Source organism: Dorea phocaeensis (assembly GCF_900240315.1).
Taxonomy (GTDB): Bacteria; Bacillota; Clostridia; order Lachnospirales; family Lachnospiraceae; genus Dorea_B; species Dorea_B phocaeensis.
This window is the reverse complement of sequence record NZ_OEPZ01000001.1, coordinates 182168-203812: the sequence shown is the minus strand read 5'-3', so window position 1 is coordinate 203812 and position 21645 is coordinate 182168. Positions and strand designations below refer to the sequence as shown.

General features: G+C 44.2%; 20 protein-coding genes and 1 other RNA gene. 2 read left to right on the top strand and 19 right to left on the bottom strand.

Translation table 11 applies throughout. The annotated features are described in order from the left end of the window. Nucleotides 1-9 precede the first annotated feature (9 nt). The 15 genes from rnpB to C0979_RS00820 form a co-directional block, all read right to left on the bottom strand. Nucleotides 10-434: RNase P RNA component class A (gene rnpB, locus C0979_RS00890), an RNA gene on the bottom strand. A gap of 40 nt (nt 435-474) precedes the next feature. After that, nucleotides 475-948 carry a ribonuclease HI gene (gene rnhA, locus C0979_RS00885; RefSeq protein ID WP_101694193.1) on the bottom strand — a complete coding sequence of 158 codons (474 nt, stop codon included), beginning with the start codon at nt 946-948 and terminating at the stop codon, nt 475-477. Beyond that, nucleotides 939-1679, bottom strand: a complete 741-nt coding sequence (locus C0979_RS00880) for an MBL fold metallo-hydrolase (protein ID WP_242962616.1) — start codon at nt 1677-1679, stop codon at nt 939-941. Before C0979_RS00880 ends, rnhA begins: the two co-directional genes overlap by 10 nt. 2 nt (nt 1680-1681) lie before the next feature. Beyond that, nucleotides 1682-2152, bottom strand: a complete 471-nt coding sequence (locus tag C0979_RS00875; RefSeq protein ID WP_101694192.1) for a MogA/MoaB family molybdenum cofactor biosynthesis protein — start codon at nt 2150-2152, stop codon at nt 1682-1684. A gap of 53 nt (nt 2153-2205) precedes the next feature. Next, nucleotides 2206-2895: an LrgB family protein gene (locus C0979_RS00870; protein ID WP_101694191.1), complete on the bottom strand. Its 690-nt coding sequence runs from the start codon at nt 2893-2895 to the stop codon at nt 2206-2208. Then, nucleotides 2888-3268 carry a CidA/LrgA family protein gene (locus tag C0979_RS00865; protein ID WP_242962615.1) on the bottom strand — a complete coding sequence of 127 codons (381 nt, stop codon included), beginning with the start codon at nt 3266-3268 and terminating at the stop codon, nt 2888-2890. Before C0979_RS00865 ends, C0979_RS00870 begins: the two co-directional genes overlap by 8 nt. A gap of 93 nt (nt 3269-3361) precedes the next feature. Then, entirely contained in the window at nt 3362-4834 is a 1473-nt protein-coding gene (gene spoIVA, locus C0979_RS00860; RefSeq protein ID WP_101694189.1) for a stage IV sporulation protein A, read from the bottom strand. Nucleotides 4835-4912: 78 nt separating this feature from the next. Beyond that, nucleotides 4913-5938: a TRAP transporter substrate-binding protein gene (locus C0979_RS00855; protein ID WP_101694188.1), complete on the bottom strand. Its 1026-nt coding sequence runs from the start codon at nt 5936-5938 to the stop codon at nt 4913-4915. 12 nt (nt 5939-5950) lie between these two features. Further along, a complete protein-coding gene (locus C0979_RS00850) occupies nt 5951-7240 on the bottom strand; it encodes a TRAP transporter large permease (protein WP_101694187.1) in 1290 nt (429 codons plus the stop codon). A gap of 1 nt (nt 7241) precedes the next feature. Beyond that, nucleotides 7242-7730 carry a TRAP transporter small permease gene (locus C0979_RS00845; protein ID WP_101694186.1) on the bottom strand — a complete coding sequence of 163 codons (489 nt, stop codon included), beginning with the start codon at nt 7728-7730 and terminating at the stop codon, nt 7242-7244. Between the two features lie 203 nt (nt 7731-7933). Next, entirely contained in the window at nt 7934-9226 is a 1293-nt protein-coding gene (locus tag C0979_RS00840) for an MFS transporter (RefSeq protein ID WP_101694185.1), read from the bottom strand. A gap of 175 nt (nt 9227-9401) precedes the next feature. Further along, nucleotides 9402-10694 (bottom strand): MFS transporter, encoded by a 1293-nt coding sequence (locus C0979_RS00835; RefSeq protein WP_101694184.1) that lies wholly within the window; start codon nt 10692-10694, stop codon nt 9402-9404. Nucleotides 10695-10725: 31 nt separating this feature from the next. Further along, nucleotides 10726-11601, bottom strand: coding sequence for a shikimate dehydrogenase (gene aroE / locus C0979_RS00830; protein WP_101694183.1), 876 nt, complete (start codon nt 11599-11601; stop codon nt 10726-10728). A gap of 76 nt (nt 11602-11677) precedes the next feature. Beyond that, nucleotides 11678-13648 carry an FAD-dependent oxidoreductase gene (locus tag C0979_RS00825; protein ID WP_101694182.1) on the bottom strand — a complete coding sequence of 657 codons (1971 nt, stop codon included), beginning with the start codon at nt 13646-13648 and terminating at the stop codon, nt 11678-11680. Between the two features lie 54 nt (nt 13649-13702). Continuing rightward, nucleotides 13703-14539, bottom strand: a complete 837-nt coding sequence (locus C0979_RS00820; RefSeq protein ID WP_101694181.1) for a sugar phosphate isomerase/epimerase family protein — start codon at nt 14537-14539, stop codon at nt 13703-13705. Between the two features lie 215 nt (nt 14540-14754). Between C0979_RS00820 and C0979_RS00815 the strand changes: the two genes are divergently transcribed. Then, nucleotides 14755-15642, top strand: coding sequence for a LysR family transcriptional regulator (locus tag C0979_RS00815; RefSeq protein ID WP_101694180.1), 888 nt, complete (start codon nt 14755-14757; stop codon nt 15640-15642). Nucleotides 15643-15749: 107 nt separating this feature from the next. Here C0979_RS00815 and C0979_RS00810 read toward each other — a convergent pair whose 3' ends face one another. From C0979_RS00810 to C0979_RS00795, 4 genes are read right to left on the bottom strand one after another with little or no spacing between them, the layout of a single operon-like run. Further along, nucleotides 15750-16763, bottom strand: coding sequence for an NAD(P)H-dependent glycerol-3-phosphate dehydrogenase (locus C0979_RS00810; protein ID WP_101694179.1), 1014 nt, complete (start codon nt 16761-16763; stop codon nt 15750-15752). A gap of 52 nt (nt 16764-16815) precedes the next feature. Further along, nucleotides 16816-17466, bottom strand: a complete 651-nt coding sequence (gene plsY, locus C0979_RS00805) for a glycerol-3-phosphate 1-O-acyltransferase PlsY (RefSeq protein WP_101694178.1) — start codon at nt 17464-17466, stop codon at nt 16816-16818. A gap of 2 nt (nt 17467-17468) precedes the next feature. Next, nucleotides 17469-18797 carry a ribosome biogenesis GTPase Der gene (der, locus tag C0979_RS00800; RefSeq protein ID WP_101694177.1) on the bottom strand — a complete coding sequence of 443 codons (1329 nt, stop codon included), beginning with the start codon at nt 18795-18797 and terminating at the stop codon, nt 17469-17471. 47 nt (nt 18798-18844) lie between these two features. After that, a complete protein-coding gene (locus C0979_RS00795) occupies nt 18845-20170 on the bottom strand; it encodes a DUF512 domain-containing protein (protein WP_101694176.1) in 1326 nt (441 codons plus the stop codon). Between the two features lie 183 nt (nt 20171-20353). Between C0979_RS00795 and C0979_RS00790 the strand changes: the two genes are divergently transcribed. Continuing rightward, nucleotides 20354-21532, top strand: coding sequence for a ribose-phosphate pyrophosphokinase (locus C0979_RS00790; protein WP_101694175.1), 1179 nt, complete (start codon nt 20354-20356; stop codon nt 21530-21532). Nucleotides 21533-21645: the final 113 nt, after the last annotated feature.

Genomic DNA, 21645 nt, shown 5'->3' with positions numbered 1-21645 from the left:
TGGTAATAAAAAACAAGCAAGACGATAAGCCGGGTTATGTCGTTGGGTAATCATCTATCTAGACCTGCCGTTACCGGCAGGTTCCAGCAACCTACCTAAGACGTGACGGGCCGCCACATTGTCTTTTTCCGGTCTTGCTTCGGATGGGGTTTACATGTGCCCCTGTTGTTACCAACAGGGCGGTAGTCTCTTACACTGCCTTTCCACCCTTACGTTTGCAATGAGCCACACGCCATTTGGCATCGTATGTAAATAACTTTACACGCCGCCAAATGGGTATGGCGCATGGCTCATTGCAAACGCGGTATATCTCTGTTGCACTGGCCTTGGAGTCGCCTCCACCGGACGTTATCCGGCATCCTGCCCTGTGAAGCCCGGACTTTCCTCACCTGCAGCCTTTCGGCATACGCAGCTGCGATTACCTGTCTTACTTGCTTTGGTTACTATATCATAGTTCTGTCAAAAATACAATTCCTAAATTCCTTCATCCACAATCAGATCCATCCCATCTGCTGCCGTCGTTGCCAGTGTATCGCACCGTTCATTCTGCGGATGTCCATCATGTCCTTTCACCCAGATAAACCGAACCTGATGCTGCGCCTTTGCCGCCAAAAGCCGTTTCCACAGATCTACATTTTTCACTGGCTCGTTCTTGCCGCGCTTCCAGCCTTTCTTAAGCCATCCATCAATCCAGTGCTGGTTAAATGCATCCACTACGTACTTGGAATCGGAATAAAGTTCTACCTCGCATGGGCGGTTCAGCGCCTCCAGTCCCGCGATTACCGCCATCAGTTCCATACGGTTGTTGGTGGTCTTCCGGTACCCTTGCGAAAGTTCTCTGGTGTGAAGTGTTCCTTTGGAATCTACATATTCCAAAACCGTACCATAACCTCCCGGTCCGTCCGGATTGCCTCTGGCTGCTCCGTCTGTATAGATCTTTACCTGCATGCAGTCTCTCCTTTCAGTTCAAACTTCTGCTGCGGACCTATCACCCGCTGCACTTTTTCTCGATAATCCTCTGATACCGGATCCTTAAGAAACCTTTCGCAGGTTTCGTATTTTTCCCACATATGCATTGGAAATACATAACGGGTCTGGGTATGTCTCATGTAGTAATCCAGCCCCAGACTGTACTGCTCCTGCTGCCTAGGATCCAAAGGAAGAAACGCAATATCAATCCGCCGTCCTTCCAGCACTTTTCGAATCTCATGCTGATAATTACGGCGCATTCTCTCATTGTAAACTTCCCCCTCTTCTTCCCAGTGCCACCAGTTCAAGTCTCCCGCATGATAGAGGCGTATCCCTTCCGTCTCCACCAGAAATGCCACTCCCTGATCTGTAGAGCGAAGCGTTTGAATCTTCAGATCATCAAGCTTTGATTTCTGCCTTGCCTGGACCTTAAGAGTCTGCCCCTTCGGTCCTTTTGCCTGAATATCGTCTGACAAAATGTAGCGGACATGTTCACACTTGTCCGCCCACTGAAAAATTCTTCTCTTAAAATGATCATAATGCGCATGACTTGCAAAAAAGTATACCTGTTTCTTCGTAGAGATAAAGGAAAGATCGCCTTCATAGTAATCAAAAATCAATACCTTCTCTCCGATCTCTACTGCAAATCCGCTGTGCGCCAGATAAGTCACCTGTACCTTCTGCGTCAGTCCCGACATCGGTTCCTGCATGTTTAGACATCTCCCTTAACCACTTCTACTGCGTGGTTCAACTCTGGAAGAAGATAACGAAGATCGGCCTTCACAGCCTTTGCCTTTCCAGGAAGATTGATAATCAGCACATCTCCACGGATCCCCGCCGTCCCCCTATTTAACATAGAACGCATCGTCAGATTCATCGTGTGTGCCCGCATTGCCTCCGGAATTCCCGGAACTTCCCGGTCAATAATATCCTTCGTTGCCTCCGGCGTGCAGTCCTGAGGCTTACATCCGGCGCCCCCTGTCGTTAAGATCAGATCTGTCAAATGACCGTCTGCCATTCTCTGCATCACAGTTCCCAGCACTTTTCTATCTAACGGCAACGCCTTTTGAAACACGATGTCCCATCCTGCCTCTTTCATCATCTCTCTGATAACAGCGCCAGACTCATCTGCCTCTGTCTCTCTGTATATTTCTGTGTTTGCTGTGATAATCGCAACTCTCATATTGTACCTCCAAGATCTTTCGTTTATAAATATGTATCTTTATACTACCCTTTTTATATAAATAATGCAATCATTACCGTACAGATTCCTGCAACTCCCACTGCCACACCGCTGACGGCGCCTTCCACTTCTCCTATCTCCAATGCTTTGGCTGTACCAACGGCATGACTCGCCGTACCGAACGCCACACCGATTGCCACCGGATCCTTCAGCCTAAGCATACGGATAATAATCGGGTGCAGAATCGCCCCGGCCGTACCACAGATCACCACCGCCATCATCGTCACTGATTTGAGTCCTCCCAACTGGGTAGACACGTCAATGGCTATAGCTGTCGTCACTGACTTCGGAAAAAGGGAATATAACATCTCACTGTGCAGCGCCAGCATCCGGCAAAGGATCACCGTACTTCCCATGGACAGAAGACTTCCGCCCAGACACCCGATCACAATTGGGAAAAATTCTTCCTTCAGCACCTTTCTCTGCCGATAAATGGAAAGTCCAAGCATTGCCGTTACCGGTACCAGAAAGAAGGTCACATACTGCGCCCCTTTCATATAATCCTCATACGGAATGTGAAACAGCTTCAATACTGCCACACAAATGATCATCGCAATCAACAGCGAATTCGCCAGCGGAGATTTCACCTTCTTCGCTACCAAATCCCCGATATAGAAGCTTCCCACCGTCAGAAACAGCCCGAAAAAGGGATTGGCACACAAGTCATAAAACACCTTACTCATGCTTCTTTCCTCCCTTCTTCATAAGCCTACTCATACACTTCTGAACCAGCCTTACCGTTCCGTATGTTCCCAGGAATGTTAAAATCAAGGAGATTCCTACCACAATCAGGAATCCTGCCGCCTGCCCTTTCAACAGCTCCAGGTCTTCCACCATTCCCACGGCCAGCGGCACGAACACCAGCGCCATGTTCTTCAACATAAAATCGGCAGTCTCCTGAATCTGCTGCTCTTTTAAAAGCTTAGCGCCAAGCAGAATCGCAAGAATCAGAATTGCCGCCACACTGCTGGGAAATGCAAAAGGTAGAAATGCTACCAAAGCCTCCGCAGCCAGACAGATTGCAAGAATCAGCGTGAGCTGTTTTAGTATCTTCATATTCATTCTCTTTCGTCCCCGTCTTTCTATCTCTTATTTTACTTTCACGTTTTATTATTATAGCAAAAAAAAGTGTATTTGACTATGCCGGGATTAAATAATAATGCACACCATCCCACCATTACTGTCATTTACAATTTTCTGCATGGTATCCTGCAGCTTCTCCTGACTCTCATCACCAATCATCGCAATTTTCTGCTGCATACCGTCCATCACAAGTTCTTCCACTGTCTTTCCGAAGATATTTGTCTTCCAGATTCCGCCTTCTTCCTCTCCAGCCTCTTTGATATATCGAACCAGATCCTGGGCCTGCTGCTCATTTCCGACGATGGGGGCGATCTCCGTCTCTACATTGGCGCGAATCAGATGAATGGACGGCGCCTCGGAACGAATCTTCACTCCGTATTTATTGCCCTGCTTGATCAGAACCGGCGCATCCAGCGCAATCTCTTCTTTCGCCGGACTGACGACACCGTAACCTTTCATCCGCACGGAGGCAAATGCATCCCGTACTCCCTCATACTCTGTCTTCAACTCAGAAAGCTCTTTCATGGCGGCAATCAGCTCATACTGGCCTGCGATAGGGGTGCCAGTCATCTCGCTTAACATTTCATAATAATACTTTTCCGCCACCTGGATACGTACATCCACACACCCGCTGTCCATAGCAATGTGATCCACCTTCATTTCCTCAATATAGTCACTCTCTACCGGCGCAATCCCTGATGCCGCATCCCGAATCTCACCGAATCCATCCAAAATCCCTCTGATATGTATTAGCAGATCCTGTTTGATCCGATGATCTCTTGGAAGCATCTCCACCCATTTGGGAACAAAGAAACGAACCTCGCAAACCGGGAACGCATAGAGCACCGTCTCCATGATGTGACAGATATCCTCTTCCTTCAACTGCTCACAGTTGACCGGCATCGCCGGAATCTGATACTTCTTTTGCAGTTCTTCCGCTGTCGCCTTCGCCTCTTCAGAGTACGGTTTTTTCGAGTTCACCAGCACTACGAACGGCTTCCCGATACTTTTTAATTCCTGAATAACTTTTTCTTCGGCTTCTCTGTAACTCTCCCTTGGAAGATCGGTAATACTTCCATCTGTTGTAATCACAATTCCAATCGTGGAGTGATCGTGAATCACTTTGCGGGTTCCAATAGCCGCCGCCTTGGTAAAAGGAATCTCATGGTCAAACCAGGGTGTACGCACCTGGCGCTCTGCACTTCCTTCCACATGACCGGAAGCTCCGTCTACCATATACCCCACACAATCGATCAGCCGAAGCTTCACCTGTACGTCATCCGACAGTCTTATCACGGCCGCCTCTTTGGGAATAAATTTAGGTTCCGTCGTCATAATCGTCCGTCCTGACGCGGACTGCGGCAGTTCATCCTTCGTCCGTTCTCTGTCGTTGTAATCTTCCATATTGGGCAGCACCAGCACATCCATAAACCGTTTGATAAACGTAGATTTCCCTGTTCTTACCGGTCCTACCACTCCAATATAAATCTCTCCGTGCGTTCTGGCTTGTATATCTTTGTATAGCTGAAATGGATTCATACAAATACCCCCTTGTTCTGCTGATAACAGCATATGCAAGAGGGTATCTTTTCTAGAACATTTCTTCTTATATTCTTTTTATTTTGTTCCCATGTAGAGATCTACCAGTTTATCTCCTGCCTGTTTTCGGATATTTTCATATACCGGTGCGCAGGCATCCTGCATCTCTTTCCATGTCTCATCATCTGGTTCGATGATTGTCATTCCTTCTTTTTCCAGAGTCTTTTTTCTTTCCTCACGGCGCTCATCTGCCTGCTCTCTGGCTGCTTCCTGTGCGTTTGCAGCTGCCTCGCGAATGATTGTTTGCTGCTTTTTACTAAGACCTTCCAAGAACTTATCACTAACAATCAAGGTTACATAGTCAGGTACTGCATTTGTCTCAATGACATACTCCTGCTGTTCATAAAGCTTTGCGCTTACCAATAATTCATAAGCATTCTCCTGTGCATCGATGGTTCCCTGCTGAAGACCAATATACACTTCACTGAAGGTCATTGGTGTGGGATTCGCCCCCAGAGCCTTCCAAAACTGAAGGTGGTATGGGTTCTCCATCGTACGAATCTTCTGTCCCTTAAAGCTTTCAAATCCATCAAACGGCTTTGCTGAAGTCATGACACGGTAGCACTGATCTGCCATTCCTAACAGCTGATATCCGGCATTCTTATAAATCCCCTGAATAATCTTCTGGAATTCTTCTCCATCAACTGCCTTTCTAGCATCATCAATATCATCAAATGCACATGGAATATCAAATACACAGAGTTCCGGCATAAAGCTTACCTGTGGGGCCGGCGACTGCACAACGAATGGGATATCCTGGTCTTTGCAACTTTCCAGAAGCTCACGGTCTCCACCTAGTGTACTCTGCGGATATACCTGAATCTTCATCTTTCCATCACTTAATTTTCCAACTTCCTCTGCAAATGTAGAAGCAAACACGTGAGTAATCGTCTCTTCCGTACTACAGGTAGCCAAAGGCCATGCATACCGCTGCTCCTCTTCTTCCGACTGTTTTCGGGAGGACCCGGTAGCGCCAAAAGCGATGACGCCTGCGGTAATTCCAAGAAGAGCAACAACAATAATTGCGCGATATATTCTTTTCATTTTCTCTCCTCCTTATAACAAGATCAGACTGATCTGTGGAATAAACGTAATCAGTAACAATGCAATTAAGAAATATCCAATCAGTGGAAGTGCACGCTTTGCAATATCCACGACCGGAATATCTGTCAAAGAGCTTGCCACAAACAGGTTCACTCCAATCGGAGGAGTTACAAATCCAATTGCCAGGTTAACAACCATCATAACACCAAAGTGGATTGGGTTCACACCGATTCCTGTCATAATTGGCATCAAAATCGGCGTAAGAATCAAGATCGCAGGTGTCGTATCCATGATCATTCCAACCAGTAATAAGAAGATATTTACAACAATTAAGATCACTACCTTACTAGAGAAATTCTCTAGAATCCAGCCGCTAATCGTCTGTGGAATCTGCATCAACGTAAGTACACGTGAGAATGCAATAGACGCTGCCAGAATAAAGAGAATCGGAGCATAGGTCTTTACTGCTTCTGCAAATACCGGATAAAGATCTTTGAACTTCAAGGACTTATAAATAAATAAGCTGACAATCAAAGAATAAAATACAGAAATAACTGCCGCTTCTGTCGGAGATGCGATTCCTGAATAAATGCAACCAAGAATAATGATTGGAGAAAGTACTGCAAAGAAACTACTCTTGAATACTTTCCATAATCCCTGCTCTCTTAACTGATCAATCTCATGATTAATCTTCTCTTTATCTTCACCATTCTTCTTACAATATACAACAGCATACACCATTAACATTCCGCCAATTAAAAGTCCCGGTACGATACCTGCCAGGAAGATATCACTTACAGATACTCCGGATGCCATACCGAACATAATGAATGGAATACTAGGCGGAATGATAACACCTAAACTTCCTGCAACAGCAACTAACGCCGTACAGAATTTCTTATCATATCCTAAGTTTACCAAAAGTGGGATTGTCATACTTCCAACAGCTGCAACTGTCGCAATACCTGAGCCTGAGATCGCTCCGTAAAACAGACAAGTAACTACAACCGCACATGGAAGTCCAGCCGTCTTCTTTCCTATAAAATAAGAGAAGAGATCAAACAGTCTCTTTGAAATTCCTCCTCTTGCCATAATAATACCAGAAAGAATAAACATTGGAACGGCAAGCAAAGGGAAGCTATCAAGCCCTCCAAACATCGAACGCACGACATAAGTTGCGCTTGCAGTAAAGGAAGCATCAAATGCTCCTGGTAATACGGACACGATTCCAAGAGAAGTCGAAATCGGTATTGCAATCAATAAACATACAAAAAACAAAAACAGTACTAATCCGGCTGACATCTTACACTTCCTCCTTTCCTAGAATCATTTCTACTCTTTGAACCCATTTTTGAATCAATCGAAATACACATAATGCAAAACTGATCACAGCAGAGGATTGGATAATCCACATCGGAATTCCACACGCAGGACTCAACTGTCCGCTCTCCACCTGTGCCATCATATAATTCCATGCAAACGGAATTAAGTATGCAAAAAATATAAGTTGTATGGTATAGCTGATCAGGCGGAAATAGTGAACACCCTTCCCAGGAAGCATACCCACTAACTGATCAATCTTCACAGATGCACTCTTCTTGATACAGAAGCTTGCACTTAAAAAACCAGAGATGATAAACATAAATCTTGTAATCTCCTCTGACCAAGATAACGAAGAAGAAAATACATATCTTGCTGTAATCTGAACTCCCATAATACAAGTCATCGCACACAACAGTACAAGCAATAAAGCTTCTTCCAGATAGTCATCCAACCACTTTAGTACTTTCATGATGATCCTCCATTCCGCATTGTTTGTCTTTTAACAAACAACTATTTGTTTATAATTTAACATGCAAAAGAGACTCTGTCTAATGAATACTTCTTCACAGATCCATACACAAAATCCATCAATTACTAACTCTCCGCGCTAAAAGAGAGATCCTGCCCACTGAACCAGAATCTCTCTTTGTATCAACCAATCTGTAAACCGTCTTATTTGCTAAGTGCGCTCTTTCCAAAAATCTTCTTATGCTGAGCTACCAGATACAGAGAACTTAAAATTGCAAGTCCTGCAAATACTAATAACATAATCATTAATGTATAAACTGCGTTTGCCTCTCCAGATGCCTTTGTAAGCTGTGCTGCTACAACCGGAATCAGGTAGCTTGCTGCTCCCATGAAGGTATAGTAGATACCTGTGTTTCTTCCTTTTGGTCCTGGATTGAATAACTGTACTACTGCAAGTCCTGTCTGAAGCGCTCCACCTGCTGCAAAAAATCCAAGCATTGTAATTGCAATGTAGATTACTGCTACCTGATGGATGAATAATACGGCTGCAAGTGCTGCTGCTGTACAAATAGAGTCAATCAAAATAACTTTTAATGGGTTCCATTTTAATTTTCCCATCATAAATGCCCAGAACAGTACTGCGCAAAGTGAACCTACTGTGTAGATAGATGTCATACCTGCCGCCTGCATCTCGGAAAGTCCACATACAGATAATCCGAATGCTTTGGTGTACTGCTGTGCACCATACATGATTGCCATACATAAGAATGCATAGAACATGATCAAGAATACAACTAATTTGTTTGGCTTCTGAAGCATCGCTGCTTTCGCTGCGTTAATTTCATCCTGAATTGCATTGTGATCTTTATTTGCCTCTCCTTTTGCTGCCTTCTTCTGATCATCGTATACAAATGGTGCGATCAGTGCAAGTGCCAGACATACGAAGGACATTACAAGTGGAATAATTACGTTCATCTTCCAGTTCCCATTGCTTGCATTCTGTACTACCATCAATGGATATACCATACCGGATAAAGATACGAAGAACTTAATTCCAATTAATGCAGATCCTGGTGCTGCCGGGCATGCTTCCTGTACCGCCGGGTATCCTGCTGCATCCCAGAATCCAGATGTTGCAACACCTGTTAAGAATCCACATACAGATGCGATTAATGCATTCTGTGTAAATAAGAATCCCAAGAAACAGATGATGTAAAGTACAGCTCCACCAACCATCATTTTCTTACGTCCTACACGGTCAGAGATCTCTCCTCCGATCCATACGCTGACGAATTTACCAAATCCTGTCCACGCAATTGCAGTACTTACTGCTGCAAGTCCTGCTGCATAAGCTGCTGATTCAGGGTTGGACATATCAAATCCCCACTGAATTGCAAAGTTAATGTTATTCTGTCCAAGAATAAGCGCCTGAATTCCGTGTGTCAGATAACACATATACACACAGATGATTGACCATAAATACTTTTTTGCTTTCATTCCTTCTTCTCCTTTTATCCATAGATATTTTTTATGGTTTTTGTGCTTTTTATTAAAAATCCTCTGGTACTTTCTATAGATCGTCTTTTTTTTAACAATCCATTGCCAAGAAAAAGCTCTGCCTTTTTAGACTAAAGGCAAAGCCTTTTCTCCTTATTATATTAGGAAAAGATTTTTATTTGCTAAGTGCGCTCTTTCCAAAGATCTTCTTGTGCTGAGCTACCAGATACAGAGAACTTAAAATTGCAAGTCCTGCAAATACTAATAACATAATCATTAATGTGTAAACTGCGTTTGCCTCTCCAGATGCCTTTGTAAGCTGTGCTGCTACAACCGGAATCAGGTAGCTTGCTGCTCCCATGAAGGTATAGTAGATACCTGTGTTTCTTCCTTTTGGTCCTGGATTGAATAACTGTACTACTGCAAGTCCTGTCTGAAGCGCTCCACCTGCTGCAAAAAATCCAAGCATTGTAATTGCAATGTAGATTACTGCTACCTGATGGATGAATAATACGGCTGCAAGTGCTGCTGCTGTACAAATAGAGTCAATCAAAATAACTTTTAATGGGTTCCATTTTAATTTTCCCATCATAAATGCCCAGAACAGTACTGCGCAAAGTGAACCTACTGTGTAGATAGATGTCATACCTGCCGCCTGCATCTCGGAAAGTCCACATACAGATAATCCGAATGCTTTGGTGTACTGCTGTGCACCATACATGATTGCCATACATAAGAATGCATAGAACATGATCAAGAATACAACTAATTTGTTTGGCTTCTGAAGCATCGCTGCTTTCGCTGCGTTAATTTCATCCTGAATTGCATTGTGATCTTTATTTGCCTCTCCTTTTGCTGCCTTCTTCTGATCATCGTATACAAATGGTGCGATCAGTGCAAGTGCCAGACATACGAAGGACATTACAAGTGGAATAATTACGTTCATCTTCCAGTTCCCATTGCTTGCATTCTGTACTACCATCAATGGATATACCATACCGGATAAAGATACGAAGAACTTAATTCCAATTAATGCAGATCCTGGTGCTGCCGGACATGCTTCCTGTACCGCCGGGTATCCTGCTGCATCCCAGAATCCAGATGTTGCAACACCTGTTAAGAATCCACATACAGATGCGATTAATGCATTCTGTGTAAATAAGAATCCCAAGAAACAGATGATGTAAAGTACAGCTCCACCAACCATCATTTTCTTACGTCCCACACGGTCAGAGATCTCTCCTCCGATCCATACGCTGATGAATTTACCAAATCCTGTCCACGCAATTGCAGTACTTACTGCTGCAAGTCCTGCTGCATAAGCTGCTGATTCAGGGTTGGACATATCAAATCCCCACTGAATTGCAAAGTTGACGTTATTCTGTCCAAGAATAAGCGCCTGAATTCCGTGTGTCAGATAACACATATACACACAGATGATTGACCATAGATACTTCTTAGCCTTCATTCTCTCTTCTCCTTTTAACCTTTGTAGTAATTTATTTTGCCTGCTGTTTCTGGAATTCCTGATATTCAGCAAGAGGCATCTCTTTTCCAACAAAAAGCTCGTAGTTTACAGCTCCCTGCTGCTGAAGCATTCCTACTCCACCGATTGCTTTGCATCCTGCTTCTTCTGCTTCTACAATCATCTTTGTTTTTTCTGGATTATAAACAGTGTCAGCTACAACCAAATCTTTATGGAATAAAGATTTGTCAACCAATGTTACATCTTCATAAGGTTTCATTCCCATTGTTGTCGCATTGATCAGAATATCACATTCCTTTACAGCCTGTGCAAGCTTTTCTGCATCTTCCAGATGATCTACCGTCACTACACAGTCCGGGCATTTCTCTGTCAGTTTTGCTTTGGTGCTCTCAGCTCTCTCATAGAACTTATCATCAATATTGAAGATCTTCACTTCTTTTGCTCCGTCAAGGGCAAGCTGTACCTGAATTGCAGTTGCTGCTCCACCAGCTCCTAACACAACTGTCTTTTTATCTTTTACCGGCGCTCCATTGATCTCAAGATTTTTCACAAATCCGATACCGTCTGTAATATGTCCTGTAATCACTCCGTCATCGTTAACGAATACGTTACATGCTCCGATGATCTCTGCTGCCGGAGACAGTTTATCAACCAGTTTTGCTGCAATGTTCTTGCATGGCATGGTAAAGTTACCCCCACGCATATTGAATAACTTAATTGCTTCAAAAGTTTTTGGCATCTGCTCTTCTGTTACGTCAAATGCCAGATAGGCATAGTCCAGTCCATCATGCTGGAAGCTGAAATTATACATTGCTGGGGATCCGGAATGTCCAACTGGTGTTCCGAATAATCCCATCAAACCAGTATGTCCTGAAATTCTTTTTTCCATCTTGGTTTCCTCCTGATGTTATATTTTATTCCAAGCTCTGTCCTCGTTCAAGACAGAGCTTTTATTCTTATATTTCTTACAATTTTAATGCTACATCGTAAGCTTCTTTGGTTGCATCCAGCGCACGACGTGCTCTAACTGCATCTCCTACTACGTGTACTTCCGGTACAATTGCTCTTAATTCATCTGCAAAATCGTATACAACTTCCTGTCCTTCTCTATGTGTATAGCGTGAGCTGAATCCCATGGACAGAACAACGGTATCAAATCCTCTTGCTTCGTAAAGTGTTTCGTCGGATTTGTCTGCTGCGTTCTTGTAGCTTACACCGTCAGAGAAGATCTCAGAAACTGCTGCGTCTGTAATCTTCTGTACACCGTATTTCTCCAATCCTTCCATCAGGAAGATTCTATGTTCATGGATCACATCTGGTCCAATCTCGTGTCTCATCTCAATTACAGATACGTCATGCCCCTGCTCAGCCAGGAATTCTGCAGTCTCTGCTCCGACCATACCACCGCCGACAACAAGCACTTTATGTCCTACCGAACGAGATCCATCCAGACAATCTACTCCATGCACAATATCTGGATTCTGAATTCCTTTGATGAATGGAAGAATGAGGGTTTCAGATCCTGTTGCAAGGATGACTGCATCTGGAGTATCAGATTTCAGCATTTCAGCTGTAACCTTTGTGTTCATCTTGATATCTACACCGGCTTTTTCGCATTTTACAATGTAGCTTCTGATCATGTTGGTAATATCACCTTTTCCTGGTGGATACGCAGCCAATCTCATATTTCCACCAAGACGATCGGTTGCTTCAAACAAGGTAACATCATGTCCACGTCTCTTTGCCGTAAATGCTGCGCACATACCCGCAACACCACCACCGATTACGTATACTTTTTTCTTCTTTTCTGCCAGTGGAAGACCTTCTGACTCACGGCCAAGAACCGGGTTAGTCAAACAACAGATCGGCTGTCCAGCATACATATTAGCCACACATCCCTGAAGACATGCGATACAAGGTGTCATATCTTCCAGTCTTTCCTCCATTGCTTTCAAAGGCATATGTGGATCTGCCAGAGACTGACGTCCAAATGCAACCAAATCAGCTCTTCCTTTCTTTACCATAATCTCCGCAAACTGTGGTTCTGTGTAACGTCCTACGGTAATAACCGGAATGGACACACATTTCTTAATATTCTCTACAAGCTCTGCCGAGAATCCGCCATGGATACCTGTCGGTGCCCACATGTACTCGTCTTTCAGATGTACGGCACGGGATACATGTAATCCGTCCACTCCACACTCTTCCAGATATTCAGCAATCGCACACATATCGTGATTATCCAGTCCTCCAAACATATCTTCAGTACTGTTGATACGTGCAAGAACCGCGATTTTTCCTTCTGTTCTAGCTTTTACTTCTTCGATGATCAGGCGGGAAAATCTCATACGGTTCTCAAAACTTCCGCCGAACTCATCCACACGTTTATTTGTTCTTGGTGACAGGAAAGAGTTTACTAAATATCCATGCGCCATATGGATTTCTACCGCATCAACGCCGCCCTTCATTGCACGTACTGCTGCTTCTCCATATCCTTTTACCAGTTCATATACTTTTTCAGTTGGAACTTCTACCGGAATATCTCTTCCATCTGAACTCTGAATTGCAGTTGCCGCTTCAATCGGTGCTCCCGCATTCTTAGCATTTCCTTCCGGTCCTGCATTCTGAAGCTGAACGGACACCTTCGCTCCTTCTTTGTGACAGGCATCTGTAATTCTCTTCAAGCTTTCAATACTGTCATCATTATAAAGACAAGGCTTTCTCGGTCCTCCCTTAGCTCCCTGATGTACAACAGAAGCTTCGATTGTAATCAGACCAAACTGTCCTTTTGCACGTTCTCCATAGTAAGCCGCAGACTGTTCACTCCATGTTCCATCTGTATTTGCAAAGTTGTTTCCCATCGGAGGAACCACAAAACGGTTCTTTACAGTCATAGGTCCGATTTGGATTGGTGAAAACATTGCATTAAATTTCATATTCTCTTCCTCTCTTATCTCTCTATCAGATTCTTCTATTCCTTATACTTCCGATTAGTCTACCATCTCAGGCCATGCTTCTTTGAGAACTTTCTCTGTATTCTCATATGTATAAGCTGCTGCTTCTTTGATTCCTCTTCCAAGGATCTCATCAGAGATAACTTCTACACCGATTACCTTTGGATCGATACCGGCATCTTTGATCATCTTTACAAATCCTGCTGTGTCTTTTGCTCCTGTTCCAGGTGCCAGACGATCATGCATAGACTCATCTCTTAAAATAGTTTTTGCATATGGTCTGTCGTATGCATCGTTGATCTGGATGGAGATAACCTTCTTCGCAATTTCTTCTGTTAAGATATCAAACGGCTGATCCGCTCTTACCCAATGCCATGTATCAAGAATTAACATTGCATTTTCACATCCAGAAGCCTTTACAACCTCCCATCCCTTTTTCAGATCCGGGATACCGCTGTATGGCATTGGCTCAACACCAATAATGTATTTTCCGGCTCTCTGGCACAGTTCTTTTAACTTCTGTGCTGTATACTCTACAGAGTAGTTCTCCATCAAACCACAGTTGATATGGCCAACTCCGAAGAGTTCACACATATGAAAGCACATCTGCTCTTTGTACTTCTGCTCGTAAGAACGATGCTCTTCACACCACTGTACGATGTATTCTACCTCTGTTACTTTCATTCCGTGCTTGTCAAGGATTGTAAGAATATCTTCATCATGAAGTCCTTCGTTCAATGCGTCTACATAAGTCTCTGCACGAAGACCGATTCCTTCATATCCAGCCTCTTTTGCCGCAATAACACGATCTTCGAATTTGCACTGATCTCCAAGTGTCCAGGAACTTACTGTGATTGGATTCTTTGTTGACATAATACTTTTCTCCTTCCATTGTTTAAATTGAACATGTTTTTTGTATTTTCCAGGTTCAACCTTGTGATTTTTTCTATGCTTCGATTATAATATATCGTTAAATTAAAAACAAATTGTTAATTATGACACAATCCATAGATTTTATTTATAGTTCATGTTAAAATATGGTCACAAAAATAGATAGAAAAAAAACACACAGGAAAAGGAGAAAGGTTATGAACCTCTATCATCTAAGGTATTTTGTCACGCTGGCAAAACTAGAACACTATACGAAAGCTGCCGAACTTCTTGCAATCACGCAGCCAAGCTTAAGCCATGCGATTTCCTCTTTGGAGAAAGAATTGGGAGTAAAACTTTTCGAAAAAGAAGGAAGAAATGTTGTCCTGACGAAATGCGGACAAGCCTTTTTGGAAGATGTCACAAAATCACTGGATATTTTAGACTCCAGCATCAACAAACTTCAAATGACAGGAACTGGCGAAGGTCGAATTGACATTGCGCAGCTTCGTGCTGTCAGCAGCCTGATTGTTCCAAAACTAGTGCGGGGATTTCTTGATGAGCATTCAGACAAGCATATTGATTTCCGGTTTCATAACTCCACCGGACTTACCATGGATATGATTCAGGGATTAAAAGACCGCCGTTACGATGTCGCCTTTTGTTCCTACGTTGAACAGGAACCGACAATCGAGTTCATTCCGATTGCCAAACAGGAACTGGTTCTTATCGTACCGGAAGGGCATCCTCTAGAGAGCAGAGATTCTATTGATTTGAAAGAAACCCTGCAATATCCACAAGTTGGATTCTCCACCCGAAGCGGACTTCATCGCGTTATCAAAAAACTCTTTGAAAAATGCGGTGGGCATCCCGAGGTGGTCTGTAGTGTGGAAGAAGATGAGGCCGTTGCCGGACTGGTTGGCGCCGGATTCGGTGTTGCAGTCGTGCCGCGAATGCCGATTCTTGACTATATGCCCGTCAAGCCAATCCAAATTGCCAAGCCAAGCTGGGAACGAAATTTCTATATGGCAACTCTAAAGAATGTCTACCAGGCTCCGGCCATTCAGGCGTTTAAGACTTATGTTGCCGAACATGCAGATTTATAAAACGTACTTTTTACACAAACAACAGTCCCCTATCTGAGAACGAGGAGGTTTCATGCCTCCCTTGATGCATTCTCAGATAGGGGATTGTTATAATATTCCATACTATTCTATTCTTTCCATGGAAGTGCAGTATGCTCTGCCTTACTGTCTCTAAGCATCAGTTCGTTGACCGCCTCTTTTGGATCTTTTCCTTCAAACAGCACTTCGTTTACTTTATTGATGATCGGAAGGGATACTCCATACTTCTCGCCCAGCTTTACAGCTGCCTTTGTGGAATAAACACCTTCTACCACCATCTGAACTTCATCCATAGCTTCCTGCATGGATTTTCCCTGACCCATCAGGTATCCTGCCTTACGATTTCGGCTATGAACGCTGGCACAAGTTACAATCAGATCTCCGATTCCCGTCAGACCGGTAAAGCTTTCGATGGCTCCTCCCATCTTCACACCCAATCTTGCGATCTCTGCAATTCCTCTGGTAATCAGAGCCGCCTTCGTATTGTCTCCATATCCCATGCCGTCTGCAATTCCGGCAGCCAAAGCAATGACATTCTTTAAGGAACCGCCAAGCTCCATCCCCAGCATATCCGGGCTTGTATAAACACGGAACACCTCGTTCATAAACATGCTCTGAAGATATTCTGCCGTCCTCTTTCTTCTCGCACCAATCACAACGATGGTCGGAAGTCCTCTTCCGACTTCCTCCGCATGACTTGGACCGGACAAAACTGCGACATCTGCCTGAGGAAGTTCCTCCTCAATCTGCTGAGAAAGTGTCATCAGGGTAGCTTCCTCAATTCCCTTTGCCACATCTACAATGATCTGTCCTTCCTTCACATACGGCTTCATATTGCGCGCCGTGCTTCTGGTAAACGGAGAAGGTACTGCCAACACAAGGAAATCCTTGCCCACAATCGCCTCTTCCATATTGCTGGTGAAAATCATTTCCTCCGGAAGCTTAACCCCCGGAAGCTTACTGGTGTGTTCCCGTTTGGAAGAAAGCATATCAACCTCTTCCTGATTAATCGACCAAACGGTCACCTGATGTCCGTTCTTGTGAAGCAGAAGGGCAAGGGCTGTTCCCCAGCTTCCCGCTCCCATCACACCTACATTTGCCATAGTTTTCACGTTCCTTTCTCTGGCGCCTCGCAATCACCATCACGATTCGCTATTATTTATGATTTCTTTTTCCAACACTTAGCTTGTTCTCTGTGCCATTTAACAGCCGCTTGATATTCTGCCGGTGCTTTATGAAGGCCGACACCATCAGAAATGCCGCTATCGCGTACATCTCCCACAAATACTCCGGTGCCACCGCAAATCCTCCCATCTGCCCGTAAATCACAACTTCTGCAAGGTAGATAGTCACCACTAAAAGGGATCCCACTGACACGTATCTAGTCACGGCTACCACTCCAATGAACACAAGGAGGCAGATCAGCACCATCCAAATATTGACGGTACTGATAATCAAACCTGCTGTCGCCGCAATGCCTTTCCCTCCCTTAAATCCAAGGTAGAACGGATAGTTGTGTCCAATCACAGCTCCGGCCCCGGCATACATGGCAAGAAGCGGCAGCATTTCCGTATGGGACTCCCGGTAAAGCAAGGTAGCCACCACTACTGCTGCCACGCACTTAAAACAATCTCCCAGGAAGGTTACAAGTCCAGCCTTCCACCCCAGGGTTCGCAGTGCATTAGTCGTACCCGCATTCCCGCTTCCCAGTTTGCGGATATCAATATGATGAAGCTTTCCGTAAATATATCCCGTCTGCAATAGTCCAAATGCATATCCAATCAATACACATATGATACGTTCCATGATTAACGATCCTTTTCCTTTCTTTCCCGGATAAAGAACTTCAGCGAAGTTCCCCGGAAACCAAATGCTTCTCTGATCTTATTTTCCAAATATCTGGTATAAGAAAAATGCATCAATTCCTTGTCATTGACAAAGATTACAAAAGTCGGCGGCTTCACAGAAACCTGGGTAATATAGTAAAGCTTCAGCCGCTTTCCCTTGTCTGACGGCGGCTGCTGCATAGCTACCGCTTCCGTCATAATCTCATTCAGCACTCCTGTCGCCACACGCATTGTCTGGTTCTCAATTACCATATCAATCATATCATAAAGCTTTGGTAGCCTCTGTCCGGTCTTAGCAGAGACATACATGATCTCAGCATACGGCATAAATGCCAGCACCCGGCGAATCTCGTTCTCATATTCCTTCATGGTCTTATCGTTCTTCTCAATGGCATCCCACTTATTGACAACGATAATAATTCCCTTGCCACGCTCATGCGCAATTCCGGCAATCTTAGCATCCTGCTCGGTGATACCCTCTGATGCGTCAATTACCATCAGAACCACATCCGCACGCTCTACTGCCGTAACGGTACGAATGATGCTGTAGCGCTCCAACTCTTCTTTGATCTTATTTTTTCTCCGAAGCCCCGCGGTATCAATAAATACATATTCTTTTCCATTGTGTATAATATCGGTATCGATCGCATCTCTCGTGGTTCCCGCCACATCGGAGACGATCACGCGCTGCTCGCCCAAAAGTTTATTGATAATCGAAGATTTCCCAACGTTTGGCTTTCCGACAATCGCAACTCTCGGGCGATCGTCTTCTTCCTCTTCTCCTGCATGTTCCGGGAAATGTCTGGTCACTTCATCCAGCATATCGCCAATTCCCAGTCTGGATGCCGCAGAAACCGGAACCGGATCCCCGATTCCCAGATTATAAAATTCATAGACATCCGGCATAAATTTCTCAAAATTATCTACTTTATTTACTACCAGAACGATTGGTTTCTGGGATCTTCTAAGCATATCCGCAACTTTGGAATCGGCATCCACCAATCCCTGACGGACGTCTGTAATAAATACAATGACATCTGCTGTATCGATGGCAATCTGTGCCTGCTCCCGCATCTGAGAGAGGATCACATCGCTGCTCTCCGGCTCAATTCCTCCCGTATCAATCAATGTAAATTCCTTATCCAGCCAGCTGACATCGGCATAAATCCGGTCTCTGGTAACTCCGGGAGTATCCTTGACAATGGATATCATCTCTCCGGCCAGTACGTTAAAGAGTGTGGATTTCCCGACATTCGGCCTTCCTACAATTGCTACTACTGGTTTACTCATATATCTGTTCTCCTATATCTGCTTTCTTAAATGTCTGTCTTCTAAAATTAATACCTTCCTGTTTCTGTGCCAATAATCGCATCAATCAGGTCTTGTCCGCTTGATTTTACAATATCTACCGGTACTTGTAAAGCTTCTTCCAACTCAGAACGGGTAATATCATCCAAAAATACCTCTTCTTCACTTCTAAACATACTGCATGGAAGCAGAAGGCGTGTCCCAAGTTCCTGTCCGGTAAGCTGCCGGATCAGATCCTGACCGGTAATCAATCCCGCCACCGTAATCCGTTCACCGAAGAAATCATTCCGAATCGGATAGATCAAAATCTTGGTTCTGGTATATTTCTGACTCAAACGATCCGCCATTTTCTTCAAGTACGGATATGCAAGATACCCGGTAGCCAGCGACACACTTCTTTCTATATCATCCCCAGCCGCATCCTCATAAGCTTCCTCAAATTCATTGTGGAGAAGGCGCAGCATGCCAACGCCATTTTCCAGCTGAAGATATCCGTCATAGCGCTCCTCTTCCGGCATCTCTTCTTCCGCCAGAATGTACCATTCATCTCCCGCATGAATAAAATGAAGACCATATTCCTGATACAGTTTCTCCTGCCAGCTGTGAATGACGCGCAGCACTTCCTTAGCATCCTCTTTGGTAAACGGCTCCAGCGGATACAGACCATCCCTATATTTGGTAAGTCCCACTGGAACGACAGAGACACTCTGCAGATATGGCAGATACCGGGATAGTTCCCGGATGCTTCGCTCCAGCTCTTCCCCGTCATTTACTCCTTTACAAAGTACAATCTGTCCATTCATCTGAATCCCGCCCTCGTAGAGCGTATCTACTTTTTTCAGCGCATCTCCTGCAAACCGATTATGGAGCATCTTGCACCGAAGTTCCGGATTCGTGGTGTGAAACGAGATATTGATCGGCTCTAGATGATACCGTACGATCCGTTCGATATCGTGATCGCTCATATTGGTTAACGTGATGTAGTTGCCCTGAAGAAAGGACAGTCTGGAATCGTCATCCTTAAAATACAGTGTTTCCCGCATTCCTTCCGGCATCTGATCAATAAAGCAGAACATACATTTATTCCTGCAGGATCGGTATTCATCCATCAGTCCCTGCTCAAATTCAATTCCCAGATCTTCTTCGTAATCTTTTTCAATCTCCAGCTCCCATTCCTCACCGTCTGGTTTCTGAATCAGCACCGTCAACTCCTCATCATTGACATAATAATGATAGTCAAAGACATCTTCAATTTCCTCATCGTTAATGGCAAGCAGAAGGTCTCCTGCCTCCACTCCCAGTTCTTCTGCAATACTTCCCGGAAGAACCTCTTTTATCCTATGCTCATGTTTCATGTTCTTTTTACTCCAATTAAAATTTTATTCGATTTTATTATTATAACCTACCTTTGCCGATTCGTCCAATATTATCCCTGATCTTTGCTGATTCGTCTAATCTTTGGTTGACCTTCCGATAGGAAAAGTGATATAAATGATATAGTACAATATAAAAAAAATACAAAGACACAGGAGAGGACTATGCCAAACATAAAATTAATGGAAACCGCGCTTCCAACAGCGCCGCTGAAAATCGCAGCCCACGACTCCTGCCGTGAGCTCGGAGAAAAAGTTAACAAGTATATTGTTAAATTCAGACAGGATACCCTGAAAGAATCTCTGGATTCTCCATTATTTGCAAGTTACAAACAGGATAATTATCTCATTGAATGCCAGTGTCCACGCTTTGGCTCCGGGGAAGCCAAAGGTCTTCTTGGAGAATCCATCCGTGGAAAAGATCTGTTCGTGATGGTAGACGTCTGCAACTACAGCCTGACCTACACTGTAAACGGGCATCTAAACCGCATGTCTCCTGATGACCACTACCAGGATCTGAAACGAATTATTTCCGCTGCAAACGGAAAAGCACATCGCGTGAATGTTATTATGCCATTCTTGTATGAAAGCCGTCAGCACAAGCGTACCAAGAGAGAATCTTTGGACTGTGCACTGGCGCTCCAGGAGCTGGTGGATATGGGAGTCAGCAATATTATGACCTTTGACGCCCACGACCCAAGAGTACAGAACTCTATTCCGCTCCATGGATTTGACAACTTTAATCCGCCTTATCAGTTTATGAAAGCGCTGCTTCGCACGGAACCGGATCTTAAAGTTGACAAAGATCACCTGATGATCGTAAGTCCTGACGAGGGAGCCATGCATCGTGCCGTATACTTCTCTAACGTCCTTGGCGTTAACATGGGAATGTTCTATAAGCGCCGCGACTACTCTACCGTTGTAAACGGAAAGAATCCGATTGTGGCTCATGAATTCCTCGGAGACGATGTGAAAGGAAAAGACATCATCATCGTTGACGATATGATTTCTTCCGGTGAAAGTATGCTGGATGTTGCAAGACAGATCAAAGACCGCGGTGCAAACCGGGTATTCGTCTGCACTTCCTTTGGTCTGTTCACAGAAGGATTTGAAATCTTTGATGAATATTACGAGAAGGGATATATCGATCGCGTCATCACTACGAACCTGACTTATCTTCCACCGGAATTCTATGAAAGATCCTATTTTACCGCTGCGGATATGAGCAAGTTCCTGGCACTGATTATCGATTCCTTTAACCATGATATTACGATTGGGCGGGTACTGGATCCAACAGAGAAGATTCATCGTCTGCTGGAAAAGCACAAAGCCGGCTTGTTATAAAATATTGACTGCTTATAAAAGAGAGAAAAGGAAAGCCGTTCCATCCCGGAACGGCTTTCCTTTTCTCTCTCACTTTACTTTACTTCCCTGACCGTCAACTAGTTATCTATTCA